Annotated in this window: 16 protein-coding genes; 7 read left to right on the top strand and 9 right to left on the bottom strand. The window is 36.6% G+C overall.

Annotation, left to right across the window (positions count from 1 at the left end; translation table 11 throughout):
• The first annotated feature begins 34 nt into the window (after positions 1-34).
• Both MP478_RS20100 and MP478_RS20095 read left to right on the top strand, forming a co-directional pair.
• A complete protein-coding gene (locus tag MP478_RS20100) occupies positions 35-910 on the top strand; it encodes a tyrosine-protein phosphatase (protein ID WP_257201466.1) in 876 nt (291 codons plus the stop codon).
• 122 nt (positions 911-1,032) lie between these two features.
• Positions 1,033-2,427 carry an arginine decarboxylase gene (locus tag MP478_RS20095; protein WP_230037298.1) on the top strand — a complete coding sequence of 465 codons (1,395 nt, stop codon included), beginning with the start codon at positions 1,033-1,035 and terminating at the stop codon, positions 2,425-2,427.
• A gap of 107 nt (positions 2,428-2,534) precedes the next feature.
• On the opposite strand, the gene MP478_RS20090 is transcribed toward MP478_RS20095, so the two are convergent.
• On the bottom strand, positions 2,535-3,194 hold the full coding sequence (locus MP478_RS20090; protein ID WP_257201465.1) for an HAD family phosphatase: 660 nt from the start codon (positions 3,192-3,194) through the stop codon (positions 2,535-2,537).
• Between the two features lie 186 nt (positions 3,195-3,380).
• Here MP478_RS20090 and speB point away from each other — a divergent pair, with 186 nt between their 5' ends.
• The 3 genes from speB to MP478_RS20075 all read left to right on the top strand — a co-directional run bounded on the left by speB (position 3,381) and on the right by MP478_RS20075 (position 5,828).
• The gene (gene speB, locus MP478_RS20085; protein ID WP_230037294.1) at positions 3,381-4,238 is read left to right on the top strand and encodes an agmatinase; all 858 of its coding nucleotides are present in this window, start codon (positions 3,381-3,383) and stop codon (positions 4,236-4,238) included.
• Positions 4,239-4,306: 68 nt separating this feature from the next.
• On the top strand, positions 4,307-5,149 hold the full coding sequence (locus MP478_RS20080) for a methylated-DNA--[protein]-cysteine S-methyltransferase (protein ID WP_230037292.1): 843 nt from the start codon (positions 4,307-4,309) through the stop codon (positions 5,147-5,149).
• A gap of 67 nt (positions 5,150-5,216) precedes the next feature.
• Positions 5,217-5,828, top strand: coding sequence for an alpha-ketoglutarate-dependent dioxygenase AlkB (locus MP478_RS20075; RefSeq protein WP_257201464.1), 612 nt, complete (start codon positions 5,217-5,219; stop codon positions 5,826-5,828).
• 346 nt (positions 5,829-6,174) lie between these two features.
• On the opposite strand, the gene MP478_RS20070 is transcribed toward MP478_RS20075, so the two are convergent.
• The 7 genes from MP478_RS20070 to MP478_RS20040 all read right to left on the bottom strand — a co-directional run bounded on the left by MP478_RS20070 (position 6,175) and on the right by MP478_RS20040 (position 14,717).
• Positions 6,175-8,034, bottom strand: a complete 1,860-nt coding sequence (locus MP478_RS20070) for a CocE/NonD family hydrolase (RefSeq protein ID WP_257191771.1) — start codon at positions 8,032-8,034, stop codon at positions 6,175-6,177.
• A gap of 169 nt (positions 8,035-8,203) precedes the next feature.
• A complete protein-coding gene (locus MP478_RS20065) occupies positions 8,204-10,921 on the bottom strand; it encodes an outer membrane beta-barrel protein (RefSeq protein ID WP_257191770.1) in 2,718 nt (905 codons plus the stop codon).
• Between the two features lie 90 nt (positions 10,922-11,011).
• Positions 11,012-11,431, bottom strand: coding sequence for an SH3 domain-containing protein (locus tag MP478_RS20060; protein WP_230037284.1), 420 nt, complete (start codon positions 11,429-11,431; stop codon positions 11,012-11,014).
• Between the two features lie 5 nt (positions 11,432-11,436).
• The gene (locus MP478_RS20055; RefSeq protein WP_257191769.1) at positions 11,437-11,925 is read right to left on the bottom strand and encodes a BON domain-containing protein; all 489 of its coding nucleotides are present in this window, start codon (positions 11,923-11,925) and stop codon (positions 11,437-11,439) included.
• Between the two features lie 174 nt (positions 11,926-12,099).
• On the bottom strand, positions 12,100-13,011 hold the full coding sequence (locus MP478_RS20050) for a hypothetical protein (protein ID WP_257191768.1): 912 nt from the start codon (positions 13,009-13,011) through the stop codon (positions 12,100-12,102).
• A 10-nt stretch (positions 13,012-13,021) separates the two neighbouring features.
• Entirely contained in the window at positions 13,022-13,864 is an 843-nt protein-coding gene (locus MP478_RS20045; RefSeq protein ID WP_257201463.1) for a hypothetical protein, read from the bottom strand.
• Between the two features lie 10 nt (positions 13,865-13,874).
• Entirely contained in the window at positions 13,875-14,717 is an 843-nt protein-coding gene (locus MP478_RS20040) for a hypothetical protein (protein WP_257201462.1), read from the bottom strand.
• A 651-nt stretch (positions 14,718-15,368) separates the two neighbouring features.
• On the opposite strand from MP478_RS20040, the gene MP478_RS20035 reads away from it, so the two are divergent.
• Together MP478_RS20035 and MP478_RS20030 are read left to right on the top strand one after the other, a co-directional pair.
• Positions 15,369-16,619, top strand: coding sequence for a dicarboxylate/amino acid:cation symporter (locus MP478_RS20035; RefSeq protein WP_230037274.1), 1,251 nt, complete (start codon positions 15,369-15,371; stop codon positions 16,617-16,619).
• A 10-nt stretch (positions 16,620-16,629) separates the two neighbouring features.
• Complete coding sequence (locus MP478_RS20030) at positions 16,630-17,352, top strand: phytanoyl-CoA dioxygenase family protein (protein ID WP_257201461.1); 723 nt, start codon at positions 16,630-16,632, stop codon at positions 17,350-17,352.
• A 126-nt stretch (positions 17,353-17,478) separates the two neighbouring features.
• Here the strand turns inward: MP478_RS20030 and MP478_RS20025 are convergent, their stop codons facing one another.
• Positions 17,479-20,280: a GH92 family glycosyl hydrolase gene (locus MP478_RS20025; RefSeq protein WP_257201460.1), complete on the bottom strand. Its 2,802-nt coding sequence runs from the start codon at positions 20,278-20,280 to the stop codon at positions 17,479-17,481.
• Between the last annotated feature and the right edge of the window lie 18 nt (positions 20,281-20,298).

The following is a 20,298-nucleotide window of genomic DNA, read 5'->3' as shown; positions in this document are numbered from 1 at the left end:
TTTGTAACTTTTGTGGTAAAACAAAAAAGAACTATTGAATAAGTTTATCAAAATATCACTGGTCAGTCTTTCATTATGCAGTGCTTTTTCCTGTAAAACATTGCATAATGAAACACCGGAGTATGGGAAAAATGAAACGGAGAAAGTTATCAAGATCAAAAAAGTGATTAATTTCCGAACGGTAGGAAATATTAAAAATATGGATGGCCGTACCTTAAAACATGGCTTTTTTTACCGAAGCGGGCATCTTCATCAGCTCAAAAAAAGCTCTTTTGATGACATTCAAAGCCTGGGAATAAAAGAAATTATTGACCTTAGAAATTCTAAAGAAATTGCTCAGAAACCGGATCATCTTCCGGCAGAAATTAAGTACAAGAATTATTCTGCCTTTGAAGATCAGGGCGATCAGCTGGATCAGGCTAAAAAACTGGTGTTAAAAGGAAAAGTAAACGGTTCTGATGCAGATAAAAGAATGGTAGATTTCTATCGGGAATATGTCACAGAAAATCCGGAAACGATAAAGACCATTATTACAGAGATTTTAGAATCCAATGAACCTGTTCTCTACCACTGCACTGCCGGGAAAGACAGAACGGGGATTACTACAGCTTTGATCTTAACGATATTGAAATTTGATAAGGAAACTATTTACAATGAATACCTTTTATCCAATACCTTTAGAAAAGATCTTGTTCAGAAAAGACTCCGGCTGGCCAATAATTTACATTTTCTTTATCCAAAAATGGACATAAAAGTCCTGGAAAAGCTGAGCTGGGTTGAAAAAGGATATCTTGATGCAGCTTTTGGGGAGATTAATAAAAAGTACGGCTCAATGGATGTTTACATTCAGCAGGCCTTAGGGATCTCTGAAGCAAAAAGGAAGGAATATATTGAAAAGTTTACGTATTGATTATCAGATAGAAAAATATTTAGAAGAGACGATCAGGGTATTATAGAAAATTATAATAAATTTAACGCCCAAAAATCAAACTTTTTTAGCAATTTTGCATTTCTTAATTCACTTGTTTAGAAATGAAAATAAAGTACTCGGAACTTATTGATCAGACGTTATATTTCCCTACAGAGGAGTTTAATGTTTCTGAGAACAATTTGTTGTTCCACGATGTTCCATTAATGGATGTCGTAGAGCAATTTGGCACTCCGCTAAAGATTAGCTATCTGCCGAGAATTTCTCAAAATATTCAGAAAGCCAAAAGCTGGTTTAAAGAAGCTTTTGAAAAAACCGGATATAAAAAGAATTACACCTACTGCTACTGCACAAAATCCAGTCATTTTAACTTTGTACTGGAAGAAGCCCTTAAAAATGAAATTTCTATAGAGACTTCTTCTGCCTATGATATGGATATTGTAAAAGCTCTTTATGAAAAAGAGAAAGTAGATAAAAATATTGAAGTGATCTGTAATGGATTCAAAACGGATGATTACCTGATGAAGATTTCAGAGATGATCAATAATGGTTTTGAAAATATTACTCCGATCCTGGATAACTACCGGGAGTTGGATAAACTTACGGAAAGTATAGATTCTACTTTTAATATAGGGATCAGAATAGCTTCGGAAGAAGAACCGAAGTTTGAATTTTATACCTCGAGACTAGGGATAGGATATAAAGATATTATTCCTTATTACAGCCAGAAAATTGCTGAACACCCGAATGCAAGATTGAAAATGCTTCACTTCTTCATTAATACGGGGATTAAAGATACTTCATACTACTGGAACGAACTGTATAAATGTCTTCGTGTATATGCACGTTTGAAGAAAATTGCTCCTGAAGTGGATTCCCTGAATATTGGAGGTGGTTTTCCTATTAAAACTTCTTTGAATTTTGATTATGATTACCAGTATATGGTAGAGGAAATTGTTTCTCAAATCAAGAAATTCTGTGAAGAAGAAGGAGTGGAAGAACCCAATATTTATACTGAATTCGGAAGCTTTACAGTTGGAGAAAGTGGGGCGAACCTTTATAAAATTATTTCTCAGAAACGTCAGAACGACAGAGAAAAGTGGAATATGATCGACTCTTCTTTCATGACTACACTTCCTGATACCTGGGCAATTTCAAGACACTTCATTATGCTTCCGCTCAACCGTTGGGAAGATTCTTATGAAAGAGTATTCCTGGGAGGGCTGACATGTGATTCCGATGATTATTACAACTCTGAACAGCATACCAATGCGATTTACCTGCCGGTTTTTAGTGATATAAAACCATTATACATTGGATTTTTCCATACCGGAGCTTATCAGGAAACCATTGGAGGTTACGGTGGGGTACACCACTGCCTGATGCCTCAGCCGAGACATGTCCTGATTCAAAAGGATGAGAACGGTGAGCTGCAGTATGAAATTTTTCGTGAAAAGCAGGAGCCAGAAGATGTGTTAAAACTTCTTGGTTACAAATAAATCTGTTATCAATAAAAACAGGCTTTAAGCTCTTTTGCAAAAAACAATTGGCTCAGTTAAAACCTATATAAAGCAAAAGCTCTCAAAATTTTTGAGAGCTTTTTATTTTAGAAATATTTTGAAACTTTATCCAGTTCTAACTCTTCGTAATCGGAAACTACAGTATCCGCTAATGTATAATCCTGATTTTTAGAATGTGGACTTCTGTAAGCGGCACAGAAGATTTCAGCTCTGTGTGCAGCAAGAATTCCATTGGTAGAATCTTCAATTACCATACAGTTTTCTACCGGTTCACCTGCCATTTCTGCCGCCAATAAGAAAACTTCAGGATGGGGTTTTGATTCTTTTAAATCTGCACCACTGATCTTCCCACTGAAGTAATTTTCAAGTTCGAATTTATCAAAAACCATATTGATAGTCGTCATGGTTGCAGAAGAAGCTAAGATCAGCTTTATCCCGTTTTCATGGTAATGCTCAATCAGTTTTCTTACTCCTGGAATTAAATCAAATTCGTCATCGTTATAGAAATAATCCTTAAAATGGGATCTTTTGATCGCTGAAATAGCTTCATGCGTCTGGTTAAGATGATATTTCTGAATTAATGCTTCACAAACTCTTTTGGTAGAAGCTCCGGTAAAAGACGTATATAAATCTTCGGAAACTGCAATTTCCAATTCATCAAAGGTTTTGAAATAAGCTTTTCTATGCAATGGTTCTGTATCTACAATAACTCCATCCATATCGAAAAGAACGGCTTTTAAAGGCATATTTTGAAAGTTTTTACAAAAATAACTTTAAAAATTTAAACATTAAATGATTTCAGGATTTAAAAGTTGGCATAAGGGTAAAATTCATAACAAATCACCAATTATTTATAACTCAACTACTATTTTGTATCTTTGCAGAATCTTTTTAATTTTTCAATCATTTAATTTTTTAATTAATAATTATATATGAAAACATACGCAGGAATTCCCGAAGAAAACGCAACGTTAGAGAATTCGAAAGTAATGTTGGTAACTGTTCCTTATGATGGAACTTCAACATGGGGAAAAGGAGCTGATAAAGGCCCTGAGTTATTCTTAGATGCTTCTGAAAATATGGAGCTTTATGATATTGAAACAGGAACTGAACCTTACCTTGAAGGAGTATATTTAGCGGGTGAAGTTTCTGAAAACTCCAGCCCTGAAGCCATGACAGAAGCTGTTTATCAAAAAACAAAAGAGCTTTTGCAACATGAAGGAAAAGTATTTACCCTTTTCGGTGGAGAACACTCTGTGTCTATCGGATCTATCCGTGCTGTAGGGGAGAAATATGAAAATTTAACTGTTCTTCAGTTGGATGCTCATACGGATTTACGTCCTGAGTTTCATGGATCAACTTCTAACCATGCTTGTGCTGTTTTTGAAGCGAATCAGAAACATAACTTAGTTCAGGTGGGAATCCGCTCTATGGATGCTGAGGAAGTTGAATATCTGCCTGAAGGAAGAGTATTCTTTGCTCATGAAATAGCGAACAATGAAAACTGGGTTAATGATGTATTGGAAAAAGTATCAGGAAATGTGTATATCACCATTGACTTAGATGCTTTCGACCCTTCTATTGCACCATCTACAGGAACTCCGGAACCGGGTGGATTACAATGGTATCCAACATTGGAATTATTAAGAAAAGTATTTGAAAAATGTAATGTAGTGGCCTTTGATATTGTAGAATTAATGGATTCTCCAATGGCTAAGCCAACAGCTTTCTTGGCGGCTAAGTTATATTATAAGATGCTTGCGTACAACAATATTTATAACAACAACTAAATTCCGCAAGAATCGGATTTTTTCTGCCGTATATTCTTAGGAAATTTGTGAGGTAAAACAGAATAAAAATGTCCACACAAAATCAAATAGATTATAACAGAATTGCCAAAGCGATAGAATATATCCAGAGCAATTTCAGGCTTCAGCCAAGTTTGGAGGAAGTGGCAGAGAATATTCACTTGAGTCCGGCCCATTTTCAAAAGATCTTTACAGATTGGGCAGGAACAAGTCCGAAAAAATTTTTGCAGTTCATCAGTCTTGAACATGCTAAAAATTTATTGAAGGAAGAAAAGGCAAGCTTATTTGACACCGCGTATGAAACAGGGCTTTCCAGTACCAGCAGGCTTCATGATCTGTTTGTGAAAATAGAAGGAATGTCCCCTGCGGAGTATAAAAACGGAGGGAAAAGTCTTGTCATTAATTATAGCTTTTCAGAAAGCCCATTCGGGAATATAGGAGTGGCTTCCACAGAAAAGGGAATCTGCTATATGGCTTTTGAAAACGATAAAGAATCAGTATTAGGGAATTTGAAACATAAATTTCCTAATGCTTCTTTTCTTGAAAAACAGGATACACTTCAGAAGAATGCATTGTCCATATTTGATAAAGACTGGACAAAGCTCAATACCATCAAACTTCATTTAAAAGGAACCGATTTTCAGCTTAAAGTTTGGGAAAGCTTATTGACTATTCCGATGGGAAAACTGTCTACATACGGTACTTTGGCTGAAAAGATTGGAAACCCAAAGGCTTCCAGAGCTGTAGGAACTGCCATCGGAAGTAACCCGGTAGCATTTCTTATTCCGTGTCACCGTGTTATTCAGTCTACCGGACATCTTGGCGGTTACCGATGGGGTAGTGAGAGAAAACAGATGATTGTAGGCTGGGAGAGCTCACAACTTTACTCCTAAGTGTTTTAGCCACCATAACCTATTTACAAAAACATTATGTAATTTGTATTAACAAAAACAAAAATCAATGCTCAGTCTCTTCGACGAAACACCGGATTATCCCTTAAGTCTCCTTCCACACGATGGAACTGCTCTTTACTATGGAAAAGTTTTCTCAAAACAGGAATCTGACTTTTACTACGACTATTTGTTCCATCAGATTCCCTGGGAACATGATGAAGCGATGATCTTCGGAAAACTGATTTTAACTAAGAGAAAGGTAGCATGGTTTGGCGAAAAAGCTTTTGAATACACCTATTCAAAGAGAACAAAATATGCAAAATACTGGACCCCTGAGCTACTGGAATTAAAAAAGAAGTGTGAAGAAGTGACAGGTGAAACCTACAATTCATGCCTTCTTAATTTATACCATGACGGAAGCGAGGGAATGGCTTATCACAGTGATGGAGAAACCGACCTTAAGAAACATGGCGCTATTGCTTCTCTTACTTTTGGAGCGGAGAGAAAGTTTTTATTTAAACATAAAACAACAAAAGAAAAGGTGGAAATCTTCCTTGAACAGGGAAGTCTGCTGGTTATGAAAGGAACAACCCAGGATCACTGGCTTCACAGGCTTCCTCCAAGTACAAAAGTAAAAACACCCAGGGTGAATCTTACCTTCAGAACCATTGAAGAATAAAAGCTCACATAGAGTAAGCAAATTATGCAGATTCTAACGTAATCCTCGGTCAAAATCTGTAATTAAAAATATCTTACAGTTTATTCTAATTAGCCTTGTCAAGGTTCTAAACCTTGACAAGGCTGTTTCTCCTCTCCAACAAAAGTAATAATCCCCAAGAGCAAACCTTAATTTTCAAACTATTGAAGAATAAGAACTCTCGCAGATTCTAACGCAATCATCTGTGAAGATCAGTGCAATCTGTGGGAAATAAAATTATTCTTATATAACAATTATCAGCGAAATCGGCTTAATCAGGGAGATATCCAAAAGCAAAAACGCTGTTCAAATGGACAGCTTTTTCTCTTTATTTTAAAACCTCAGCTTCAATAGAGCTGTCATCATAAATTTTAATTAATGCCTTAGTATAATCTTCCTTAGTAGCAAAATTAGGATTATCCAGGAACTTCTGTGGATTAACAGCAAACAGAGGAAACCAGGTACTGCTGATCTGGATCTGGATCTTATGTCCTTTTTTGAAAGTATGAACCACATCCTGAAGCCTGAAGTTGACCGCTGTTTTCTGATTCGGAACTAAAGCTTCACCTTTTTCTCTTGTATTTCTGAATCTTGCCGGCATAATTTCACTTCTTACCATCTGATGGTAGTTTCCATAGATTACGCCGTCTTTCTTTTCAGCAGGTTTGAAATCTTCAGGATATACATCAATCAGTTTTACCGCAAAATCGGCATCTGTAGAAGTGGATGCAATATTCAGTTTGGCCATAATCTCTCCGGCAAATGCAATATCTTCTGTCAGAACATCTGTAGTGAACGTCAGTACATCGGGTCTTCCTACTGCAAATCTCTGATCTTCCGACATATAATTTTTAGGCGTAAAGCCGTTAAAATCTTTTAAGTGATCGGAACTTAAAACCGGGTTTTCAGGATCACTGTAATATTCTGAATATCCTGAGCCGGAAGTTTTCTTTAAGGTTTTGTTCGATAAATAGAAATTAACTTTCTGTGCATTTTTAGGAGGATAAGAAGCAAATTCTTTCCATTCTTTGGCTCCGGTATCATACATTAAGGCTTCAGGAAGTCCTGCATCTTCTTTTGTATTTCCTTTCAGATAGTGGTTAAAGAATTTGGTCTCAATATTTTTCTGATAATACGTGGCAATGCTGTCTCCGAAATAGGTTTCACTGTGGAAATGTTTTCCCTGTTCCTGAGACCAGCCTCCATGAGAGAAAGGTCCCATTACAATGGTATTTTTCGCTTTTGGACTTGTCTTTTCAATTGTTTTGTAAATATTCAGAGGACCGGAAAGGTCTTCAGCATCAAACCATCCTCCTACGGTCATTACAGCATGGTTGATATTTTTCAGGTGAGGAAGAAGGTTTCTCTTCTGCCAGAATTCATCATAATTGGTATGATTCATAATTTCGGTCATGAAGAAATTGTCTTTGTAATACTTTTCATAGGCATCTTTCAGGGTACCAAGCTCTCTGTAGAACTTTAATCCGTCTTCAGAGGTTTGCTTAACGAAAGAATCCATATACCAGGCTTTATTCTCTGCTTTTGTCTTTTGGACTCCAAAAACAGGGAATGTTCTGAAATATCCCAGCATAAATCTTCCGTTATGAAGGAAATCGTCATTCCAGAAATCAGAAATCGGAGCCTGTGGAGAAGAGGCTACCAAAGCCGGATGTTGTGCCAATGTACCTACAGCAGTATAAAAGCCCGGATACGAAGTTCCAAACTGTCCTGCTTTACCATTGTTATCTTTAACGTTTTTCAAAAGCCATTCTATCGTATCATAGGTATCTGTACTTTCATCCACATCTTTTTTTGTTTTACGTTCTACCTGAGGGGTCATATTGGTAAAAGTACCTTCGCTCATATATCTTCCACGGACATCCTGATAGACGAAGATGTATTTGTCTTTCATCAGATAGGAGTTCGGGCCTACCTTTGTTTTATATTCATTTTCTCCATAAGGAGCTACGCTGTAGCAGGTTCTCTGCATCAGGAAAGGATATTTGTTTTTATTTGAGATATCTTTCGGAATATAGACAGATGTGAAAAGTTTCACCCCGTCACGCATAGGAATATAAAATTCTTTCTTGGTGAAATTATCTTTAACGAAATTGTCTTTCTGTTCCGTTTTTTGAGCTTTCCCAAGAAGGAAAAAAAGAATACATAACACTGAAATATGGATTTTCATAAAAAAAATTTACGGCTAATTTAAAAATAAAAATAAAGCCACCCTGTTTTATCTCAAGAATCTTCCTGAAAAACACCCATCAAATCAGATATTTGTTGTGTTTATGGAGGAGAAACTCAGTTTTTCAAGTGAAATACTCATAAAATCATATTTTTAAAAAAATACAATATTATTTATTTTTCGGTTTTTTACCTGCAAATTTATTGAGTTTCATACTCAGCGAAAACATAATATAGCGCTTTAGAATCAGATCTTCACGGTCTTCAAAATAAGAATCTGTAATGGTTCTCCTTACACTTTGATTTTGATTTAAGACATCATAAATTTTTACTTTTGCCGTCAGCTGCTTTTTGAAAAAAGAATATCCCAGACTGGTATTCCAGAAATAGAAATCCTTTTTGAATCCGGGAGCAATATTGGAACTGGTATTGTACTCGAAGTCATTTCCGAAAACAAGCCTGTTTTGAAAGAGGTAGTTGGTAAGTTCCAGCTTTAAAGACTGATTCATCGTATTTACCTGGTCTATATTATAATTGGAATATTTTGAGAAATTATATCCAATTTTATAGGAGGGTTTAATACTGAACTTTTCCTTAATTTCAAAGCTCAGATTCAATCCCGGATTCATACTATATGAGTTGCTTTTAAAAGCCTGTCCATTGATAAAACCATTATTGTAAGTATAATTCATATTGAATCTTGGGCTAATGGTGAATTTTTTGTCCTGCCACTTGAAAATCTTGGTTAAACCTGTACCAATGGTAACATTTTTATTTCCGCTTACATTATCATAAGTAACAATCTGTTTTCCGGCCTCATCATATTTGGTGTAATTGATGACGTCATTATTTCTGTAGGTAAAGCCTATATTGATATAGTAGTTGAAATTTTTGATGATATTATACCTGTTAAAGGAAAGGTTAGTGTTAGTCATCCAGGTGTTTTTCAAATCAGGATTTCCTGTGTAGGATATCAGCGGATCAGACTCATCTTTATAAGGAGTCAGTTGTTCTGCCCCAGGAATATTGAAGCTGGAAGAATTGTATAAGGTTAGGTTTGTACGTTCTGAAAAAGTATACTGAAAATTCACTGTATACCTTGGAAGCACAAAACTTTTCTGAAGATCATATACCTGTCCCTTGAAAACAGAATTTACCTTCATATCTGAGATATCAAGATTTACACCGCTCCAGATATTATACTTCTTTTTGAAGAGAGAAAAAGAAAGCTCAGGAGAAACCTGGTTGATTCTTTGGTTCATACTGTTTGAAAGCAGTGTATTGTATTTGGAATATTGTCCCGTAACAGGATCAAAATCACTGAAATCTCTCGAATCTCGGGATAATTTTGAACTGTATTCCAATTGAAGGCTTAGTATTGCAGAATCTGAAATAGGTTCTGTATAGCCTGCACTGAAACTGTAATTATTACTTTGTGATGTATTCTTCTGTAGCTGATCCCGGTTGTCTGTGGTAAGGCCGGATTCATTGTAGAATGTATTTTGCGACTGATTGATATTATCACTGTTGGACTCAGAAATACTGGTGTTGATGGTGGCCGAAATTGACCTTCCTTTTTTTCTTAAATTTTTCGAAAAATAAATAGTAGGACTAAAAGCATTACTTTCTCCACGGGTACTGCTGGAAGATGTACTTTCATTAAGCAGCTTATCATCCCTTAAAGTGGATGACTGAGATCTGCTGAAGCTGAAATTTTCAGATTTTGAAAAAGATGGAGATATATAAATATTGGTCAGAGAGTCCAGTTTTATTCGCGCTGAACTGTCAAAATTATATGCTCTGGATTCAGTGTCACCATTGCTTTCAGAATTGGTTTTAAGTGTATAGCTGGGAAGAAGGGTCGTTCTTGAAACTTTAGACCGGGTTTCCATAGTAGAATTGGAGTATTTTAGACTGAGATTATCCAGATCTGCATCTTTTCCGAGCTTATCATTGTAGTTAAGTCCAATAGTGGTAGATCTTTGAATCCCATTGCCACCTGTTTGAGTTCCGGAGCCTCTGATACGGCCCATATTATCAAAAACATCATCAGCAGAAACACTTTTAGAATTGATATTGTTGGAAGAAGCTAAAAGACTGATTTTAGTGTCTCCTTTAAAATAACTTAGAAGCGTACTGCCTTCATACCGCTTATCAGAGCCGTAGCCTAGGGTAATTCTTGAAAGAAATCCTTTGTTCTTCTTTTCATCAATAGTAAAGTTGATCGTAGTATTCTGAGATTTTGGATGTTTCCCACTAAGCTCTTCTTCTTTTGTTTTTGTAGTGGTAAACTGAATATTTTTAATAATATCTGCCGGAAGATTCTGTAAAGCCATTTTACCATCTTTATCAAAAAATGGTTTGCCATTGACCATAACCTGATCTACATCTTTCCCATTAACTGTAATTTTATCGTCATTACCGACTTCCACACCGGGAATCTGTTTTAAAAGCTCCAGAATTTTGCTGTCAGGGCGTACCTTAATCGCTGATGCATTGAATTCTATGGTGTCATTTTTTATTTTTACGGGAGAGACTGTAATTTTGACCTCATCAATATTGATCACGGCCTTTTTCTCAAGTTGTATAGTACCCAAAGATATAGACTGGTCAATTTTTTCAAATTTCCTGAAATAGGAAAGGTTTCCAGCGTCAATTCTGAGAACAGACGGTTCTTTTGCCTCATCAATTTTTAATGAAAATTTTCCCTCCTTATTGGTAGCAGTATAATTGACAATAGATGAATCTTTTGTCTTCAGCAGATATACCGTTAGATTTTCTACAGGTTTTTTTTCCAGGTCCGATACTATTCCGTCAATATGCAGTTTCTGGGCATGTACAATCACGATATTGCATACGAAAAGCAATAACAGTAAGATTTTCTTCATTTAGCTTTTTCAAAGGGTAAAAATAGAAAAACATCCCAATATAGGGATGTTTCTCAGTATATTTCTGAAATTAATTTTCGTAAAATTAAATTATGCTCTCAAATATCTTGAATACGCATATCCTTCCTGACCGTCAGCAGTTTTCACTTTCCACCAGTCGTCAGAAGTCTGCTCAATTAAAGTTACTGAAGAACCTTTGGCTGCTTTTCCTACAACAGCAGCTTCCGTAGAAGGCTCTTGTCTGATATTCAGGTTAGAGTCCTCTGTTGCTATTGTCAGAGAAGCACCTGCAGCAAGTCCTGCTACCTGTACATCAATATTGATATCTGAAGAAGAATAGGTAGAATCAATGGCACCTAAAGCATTCCATACTGCATCTTTTGCAGCGGTGCTTGAAGCATTTCCGGAAACATAAAGTATTCCGTCCTGCTCCTGAACCTGAAGGTTTGAAATTCCTGCAGACTGAGCTGCTGAAACTACACTTGAATATTTATTTTGTAATTCGCTCATCTTAATTATTTTACAGTTAGGTTATTGTTATATTTTCCAATTTTCAGGGCATCTACAGATTCTTTGATCTTTCTTGCCTGTAAACCTGAAACATTTCCTGTAAGAGTAAGCTGTCCGTTTACAACTTCTACTTTTACAGTTGGAAAATCTTTTACAGCATCCTGAACTTTTTTCTGAACAGCAGGGTCTACAGCTGATGTAGTTTCCACTGGTGCGGCAGGCGCAGGTGCTGCTATAGTAGACATATCCATTACGTCTTTTACTCCGCTGATCGCTTTTAATTGTGTGATCATTGCATCCTTAGACTGCTGATCTGCAAAAGTTCCGCTTAAGTGAGCTACACCTTCTTTTACTTCAACAGAAGCATTGGGATTAGAAGTTACTACAGTTGTAGCCTGAGTCTGAAGATCGGCATCAGATACTTTCTTTTTACAAGAAACTGCTCCGAAAGATACAGCTACAGCTAATGCAGCCATTGCGATAGTTTTTTTCATATTGTATATTTATTAATGTTGTTATACAATCAAATGTAATAATAAAATTTGTACCAAAAGAATAAAAAATCAATAAATGTTTCTTAAATTTTTTACAATATTTTATATATCAGGGATTTAATTTTAAATGTATAAATCTTTTCTAAGGTACTTCCGGTTTATTACAGAATGTTTTTACTGTTCAACTATGGTAAGAGAATTATAGGCTCCGTTTCCTGAAATATCAAACTGGCTGACTGTTCCGTCAAATGCTACTGTAATCCAAACAAAAGGTCTTAATTTATCTCCTTTATTTAAATATACACTTACTGTACAAGCCGAGCCTACCGGTACTGCATTAGGACTTCCTCCTGTATCGGAAGCATATCCGTTATTGGTTTTTACCCTTTGAGTGATAGTACCCGCCGGATTTCTAACTTCCCAAATGGCTTCTGTTTGATTGTTGGCCCCTGTATTCACCTGACTGGATTGTAGTGCGTAAGTAAAAGTAGCAAAGTATACACCATCACGCGGTGCTATAAATTCACCTGTAGCCGGGGTAAAATTTGCCGTTGGTACCCCCGAATCAGAATCTAATTTTTCAGCCCAATTAGTTAAATAGGAAGATCTTCTTTGAACCACCCCGGATTTAGTCCCTATTTCCGAAGGTACCGCACTTTCAAATACATAGGTATCCTGAGTAATCTTACTTGCCATTACGATGATACGGGGTTTTCCTTTAGGAAAAAAACTAACCCAACTGGAACCGTCGGAAAATTCTAAATAGCCTTTTACCCCAATGGCAGGACTTGCAACATATCGTAATGTGCCTGCGCCTGCCTCGGCAGCTGTTTTCGTTGTATTCCCGATAGCCACAGAACCGTTGGTGCCACTGCGTAGATCCATGGCTACTTTTGGATTGGCAACGAGTACCCCCATTCTTCCGGAATTATCAACTACAATATTGCCTGCATTTGTTTTAATTTCTACAGGATTTGCCGGATTGGGTATTCCAATTCCTATTTGAGCATTGATACAGGTTACTGTAAGTGACACAGTAAGTAAAGTACTAATACATCTTTTTATTTTATTTTTTGATACCATCATTACCTGTTTTTTATAATTCGCTGATGCTTAAATTATTCAATTTGCTGTCATTTAGTGTGTTTCGCGCGCTGCCAATAGTATGCCTTACGCTAAACTTTATAGTATCATCTTTCTTAAGATTGAAAATAGCATTACAATTTCCACTTATATAATTACTTACTGCACCAGCCTGAAAAGCAGGATAAGAATTTATTGTTTTAAATACCGGAATATTATTAGAGCTTTGGCTGCTTTCTATTGCCGTTTCTATAAATGTATTTTTAGGGATATTCCCATTAGCCAATGTGATGCTAAAAGAAACCAAATAGAACCCATCGCGTGGAGCTTTGAAAATTCCGCTGGAAGGATCGAAATCTCCACCGGTACCAGCACCTAGATCAACTGTTTCTGCCCAACCGGTAATCACTGTTGATGTAGAAGTTGGAATGCTCTGGGGAGCGCTTTTATTAGCATTTACAAGGGCCTTAGTGGGAGGAGTAAGTGGTAATGCTATCCATTGCTCACCATCAGAATACTCTAAAAATCCACCAGTATTGTAACGTATGGCCCCACCACCTGCTGCAGCAGGGCTTTGGGTATTAGTGCCCAGGCCAATAATTCTCTCGTTACCCGCAGATCGGAGGTCAACCTTAGTAACCGGATTTAAAAGGCCAACACCTAACTGCCCTGTTGATGTAACAACGATGTCATTAGATATTTTTGTGGCATCAGGTGCAGAGCCATCATCTTTTCCTGCGTCAATATGTAACGGTTGTGTAGGATTCGGAATAAAAAAACCTACCTGTGCACTTATTTTAATTATAGAGAAAAGTAAAGCACAAGTGAATAATTTATATATTATATTGATTTTCATACTCTATATCTTAATGTTCTATTATTGTTAAATTATTAAACCCATCATCGGGATTTGCAGGATTTGAAGAGTCAGTTGTTACTCTAAGGGGAATCGCACTTGAGGAAAGGTTTTGATATAATCTGACACTCACCCTGGTCCCTGCATCCAGCGTAAGAGTAACAGTACTTGATCCTCCAGCCTGTGTGGAGCGTGTAGCATTAGCATCATCAGATGAACCGGTCATAGATTGGCCGAAAGTTTTATAGACACTGGCCAGAACGGTGCTTGTTGCAGGATTATAAAATTGTGATTCTACTCTGGAACCATCAGTAATAACAGTACCGTTAAAGTTAAATGTTAGTAAAAAAGTATAGGTTCCATTACGGGGAGCAGTAAATTCTCCTGAACTAGGATTAAAGCTATTACTCATGTCACGTACCTCATTCCAGTTAATGATAGTGGTTGCCGAAGCTGTTGGTATTGATTGGCTTGCAATCTTACGAACCACTATCACTGCCTTTTGAGGAGCTACATAAGCTTTATGCCACACCGTACCATCAGACACTTCAATTTTGGCTCCTACTGGTGTATTATTTACATCATAGCGTACGGCACCTGCACCTGCTGCGCTTGCCAGCATAGTGGTAGTACCTATACCCAGAGAATTTTCATTTGCCGCTGATCTCATATCTAGTTGAACCTGAGGAGTAAGAACTCCAGCTCCAATAAAACCTGTTGCTTTATTTATGATAATATCATTAGAAAGCTGTGTGGGTGTTGGTATTCCTGAAGTTGGATTATCCTTGGCTCCGTCTACATGAAAAATTCCTTGTGGGTTATTTGTTCCTATACCAATTTGTGCATTAAACACATTTATAAAAAAACAAAAGGGAAGTAGCAATATTTTGCGTGTTTTTTTTTCCATATTCTTGTGTAAAATTTGAAGTAATTAATTAAATTTAATAGGTTGTTAATCATTACTTATAAACCAGTTTATTTTAAAAATTTTATAAACTGGTTTTAAAATCAAAAAATGTACATTAAATCTGATGAATAATATTTTGATTTAATTGATGCAGTACCTTTAAACTATTGCATTAGAGGGAATACGCAAAGTTTAAAGGTTAAAAATTAATTGTACAGCATACTCTTAAAGTCAGATATGATACTCATCATAATAAATTTAATTTCTTATAAATTAATGTGTTTTTAGAATCTTATCAATGCAAACGTTGGGTTCTAATTGTTTTATAATAGATTTTATGCAAAACTGATGATTTTTTGCAGTCAATCAAAAAATAGCGAATCGATATATTTCGAGACGCTGATAGATTTAAGTGCTGCAAGTAAAGTTCTTTTTAATTTATTGATAATTAATAGAATACATGGTCAGTCATCTTTTCATTTTTTTATTTCCTGAATACCCGGCAGGTTATTAAAATCCTAGCCAAAAATTAATCCGTTTTGAAGAAAATCTTATGCCAACTGAAAAACCATTATATTTGCGCAAATTGAACTATATATGAAAGGACAGAATAAACTTTTTATAGCAATTATCATTGCACTTATCCTGGGAGTAGGAATTGGAGGAATAGTACATGTAAAATATCCGGAAAGTGCGGAACCTTTTTCCAAGAATATAAAATTATTGGGAACTGTTTTTATCAGATTGGTACAGATGATCATTGCACCACTGGTATTTACCACTCTGGTTGTTGGGATAGCCAAAATGAGTGATATCAAAATGATTGGAAGGGTAGGAACAAAAGCCATGCTTTGGTTTATTTCTGCTTCTCTGGTTTCCCTTTTTATAGGGTTGATGCTGGTAAACTGGCTGGAACCGGGGCATGTTACAAAGCTGCCTATCCAGGACGTTGCTTCTGCTGAAGACCTTCTGAAAAGCAGTAAAAGTTTTTCTATGGAAGACTTTGTGAAACATATGATTCCTAAAAGTTTATTCGAAGCTTTTGCAACCAATGAAGTATTGCAGATTGTAGTATTTGCTATTATGTTTGGAGTGGCTTTGGCCAATCTGGGCGAAGAATATGCTCAGCCTGTAGTTAAACTTTTCGATATTATTGCCCATGCTATCCTTAAAATGGTAGGATATATCATGTGGTTTGCTCCTTTTGGAGTATTAGGAGCTATTGCAGCAGTAGTGGCTACCAATGGATTTGAAATATTTAAAGTCTATGCTATTTACTTAAGAGACTTTTTCTTTGCATTAGGAGTTCTATGGCTGGTTCTTTTACTGGTAGGATATCTGATCTTAGGAAACCGTCTTTTCGATTTGTTGAAAAGAATTAAAGAGCCTTTATTGATCGCGTTTTCTACCACAAGTTCAGAAGCTGTATTTCCAAAATTGGTGGAAGAGCTTGAAAAATTCGGATGTAACAGCAGAGTAGTATCTTTTATTCTGCCTTTAGGATATTCTTTTAATCTGGATGGAAGTATGATGTATATGACATTTGCCTCTATCTTCATTGCACAGATCTATGGAATCGAAATGACACTGGGACAGCAGATCACGATGCTGTTGGTATTAATGCTTACTTCAAAAGGAATTGCCGGTGTTCCAAGAGCTTCACTGGTGATTATTGTGGCTACCTGCTCCATGTTTGGTATCCCACCGGAAGGGATTGCCCTAATTCTGCCAATTGATCACTTTTGTGATATGGGAAGAAGTATGACAAACGTATTAGGAAATACATTGGCTACTTCTGCAGTCTCTAAGTGGGAAGGACAGCTAACTGAGCCGTTAGATAAAATTTAAAAGCTGATCAATGAGTTTAAAAAACTTAGAAATATATAAAAGCCATATTCTTGAATATGGCTTTACTGTTATCAACACTGTTTTTTCAGAGGAGGAAGTTGGCGAAATAATCAATGTTCTCAACAACATAGACACCTCAAGAGAGAACTTCAGAAAATCTGAAGACCTGTTTGCCATAAGACAGTTTTTAAAGGAACTTCCGGAAATTAAAGACCTCATCTTTAATGACAATATTAAAAGAGTAATTAAGGAAATCTTTGGCGGAAAATACTTTGTGGTAAAAAGTATTTATTTTGATAAACCTGAAACCTCCAACTGGTACGTAGCCTATCATCAGGACCTTACTATTTCTGTGGATAAAAAACTGGAATTACAGGGGTTTGGACCCTGGACTACAAAACAAAATCAGTTTGCCGTTCAGCCTCCGTTGAATATTTTAGAAAATATCTATACCCTCAGGATTCATCTGGATGATACGGATGAAAATAACGGAGCCCTAAAAGTGGTTCCAAAATCCCATGCCAAAGGAATTTACAGACCTGAAACAATTGATTGGAATGTAGAAACTGAAGAAATAGGCAATGTGGAAAAAGGGGGGATTATGATTATGAAACCTCTTACCCTTCACGGTTCCAACAGGACAACCAACGGAAGGAAAAGAAGAGTGATACACATAGAATTTTCTGACATAGAACTTCCGGAAGTCCTGCAATGGTCTGAAAGAATGAATTGATAAAAACAACCCCTCTTCAAATTCTTGAGAGGGGTTTACTTTAGCTCTAATCACTGTATACTACTTCGCTGTCAGGAATACTTTCCTTATCGTAACAGAAAAACAATAGAAATTCTTTTTATAGTTTTATTTTGCAGAGATTTCATCAATAAAGATATAAGCATCTTCACCGGCTCCCTGATGCCATTCCGGAAGCTTCCCGAAATAATAAGCTTTTACTTTGAGATATCTGGCTTCGGTAGGAAGTATTTCCGTTGCAAAGTCTTGTATCTGAATCTTTTCGTCTTTAGGATCGATCGTATTATCTATTGTTTTCAAAAGAATAAAATCTTTACCATTCATAGAAACATAATATTCCACTTTTTTGGGCATCAGGATCCAGGCTTTACTGTCCTGAAGATAGGTAGAAGATAGCTTTGTGATCTGCTGAGGAGATTGGAAGTCAATAATTGCTTCAAAATTCTGCCCCTGATATCCATGCCATTCCCCTTTTCGCCAGTTGATATCCCCTCTTATTCCGTCAATTAATGCCAGTTTTCCATTAGCTGTATACTGAGGAGTGGCTTTTGAAAGGATGTTGATATCCCAATAATTCGGTCTTCTGTTAAAATTGGCTACTGTAGCAGAGCTTTTCTCACCATTTTTCTCGGCATAAGCGAGAACCTGAGTCGTTTTCGTGATAGAGAAAGGTCCTTTATAAGGGATGAATGTTTTCCTTTTATTGGCATCACTTTCATCCATAGTCATATAATACACTTTATCACCGGGGTGTAATGGAGTAATCTCAACCTTTGTGGAAAAGTCAAAAATACGGTCAGCTGAAATGATCGGGGAAGCTGTAATCTGATCATATTTAAAATCTTTAAATGATTTTACATTTTCAAATCCCAGTTTTTTAATTGCTGCCTTACCTGTATTTTTAGTAATGTTTTTCGTAGTTCCGTCTTCAAGATGAATGGTAACCTCATCAAAATAAGGAGTAGTGGCTTCCCATTCGGGTAATCCCGGGGTTACAGCGTAAATTCCCATTGAGCTTAAAACATACCAGGCACTCATCTGACCGCAGTCTTCGTTTCCAATAAGTCCGTCCGGTGTATTTTTATAGAAATTATCAAGGATGTATTTAATTTTAGCATCTGTTTTTTCAGGTTTATCTACAAAATTGTAGAGATAAGCAATATGATGACTCGGTTCATTTCCCTGAGCATACTGACCCATTAACCCTGTAATATCTACCTGCTCTCTGCCTGTTGTTTTATCCGGAGCGGCAAATATGGCATCAATGAACTTTTCAAATTTCTCCTTTCCGCCATGAGCTGCAATAAGACCCGGAATATCCTGCTGCACGGAATAAGAATAATGCCATGAATTTCCTTCTGTATAATTATTGTTGACCTCTCTCGGATCGAAAGGCTCATACCATTTTCCATTCTTTCTGGGCTGCATAAATCCGTTCGCAGGATTATAAAGGTTTTTCCAGTTTTGAGAACGTTTCATGAAATACTGATAATCTTCTTTCTTACCCAAAATTTTAGCCATTTGAGCAATACACCAGTCGTCATAGGCATATTCTACCGTTTTGGAAACACTTTCCGACTCATCATCGATGCTGATGTAATTATTATGCTTGTAGGCATTCAACCCAAAAATATCCAGCATGGCAGAATTTTTAGACGCCTGAAAAGCTTTTTCGTAATCAAACCCCTGGATTCCTTTAGCCATAGCATCAGCAATTACAGAAACAGCGTGATAACCGATCATGCATTCCGTTTCATTGGAAGACAGTTCCCATACAGGAAGTTTTCCTCCCTGTTCATATTGTTTGACGAAGGTATTGACGAAATCGGCAGTTCTCTTTCTGTCGATTAAAGTCATCAGAGGATGTGCTCCCCTGAAGGTATCCCAAAGCGAAAATACGGTGTAATAATCGAAGTCTTTGGCTGTATAAAGCTTATTATCACGGCCTCTGTATTTTCCGTCCGCATCCATATTGATATTAGGCTGTGTAAAAACATGGTACAGTGCTGTATAAAAAACAGAGAGTTTGTTTTTATCATCAGACTTAACCTCTATTTTTGAAAGCTCTTTGTCCCAATCCGTTTCGGCTTGTTTTTTTACTGTTTCAAAATCATTCGTCTGTCCTTCTGCCAGCATGTTTTTTTCTGCCCCTTTATAGCCTGTAGGTGAAATGGAAACTTTTATACTGATTTTTTCTCCTTTTTTAACATCAGCAGAAAATGCCAATGCCAGTTTTGTTCCGGTATAAAGGTTGGCTTCCTGTTTTCCGTTAACTTCCTTCTTAGAGATTTTCATAGGTTTAGAAAATTCAATTCTGGAGTAGATATACTGATTGGTTGCCCAGGCTTCACTTCTCCTGAAAACTTCAATGGTTTTATTGTCAATGATTTTTACTTCACCTTCCAGTAACTTGTCTCTATGGTTGAGATCCAGAATAATATTAGCATTTCCGGCATTATTGAAAGTATATTCATGATAGCCGACTCTTTTGGTCGTGGTAAGGCGAACGTTGATGTTGTTTTTATCTAATTTTACAGTATAGAATCCGGCAGTAGCTTTTTCGTTCTTATGTGAAAATTTTGAAGAATAGTCTTTACTATCCAGACTCGGATTGCCCATTGTAGGCATGAGCATAATATCTCCGTAATCAGAAACTCCTGTTCCATTCAGGTGAGTATGGGAAAAACCATAGATCACCGAATCCGAATAATGATATCCGCTGCATCCGTCCCAGCTTCCGTCTATTCTGGTATCCGGAGAAAGCTGTACCATCCCAAAAGGAACTATAGCGCCCGGGAAAGTATGACCATGACCTCCCGTTCCTATAAACGGATTGACATACTGTGAATAGTTCTGAGCGGAAATAAGCTGGGTCATAAATAAAGAAAACGTGATGAGCCTTTTTTTCATATTCTAATTTTATAATAG

The organism is Chryseobacterium sp. WG14 (assembly GCF_024586945.1).
Lineage (GTDB): Bacteria > Bacteroidota > Bacteroidia > Flavobacteriales > Weeksellaceae > Chryseobacterium.
This window is presented reverse-complemented; position numbering and strand designations above follow the sequence as displayed.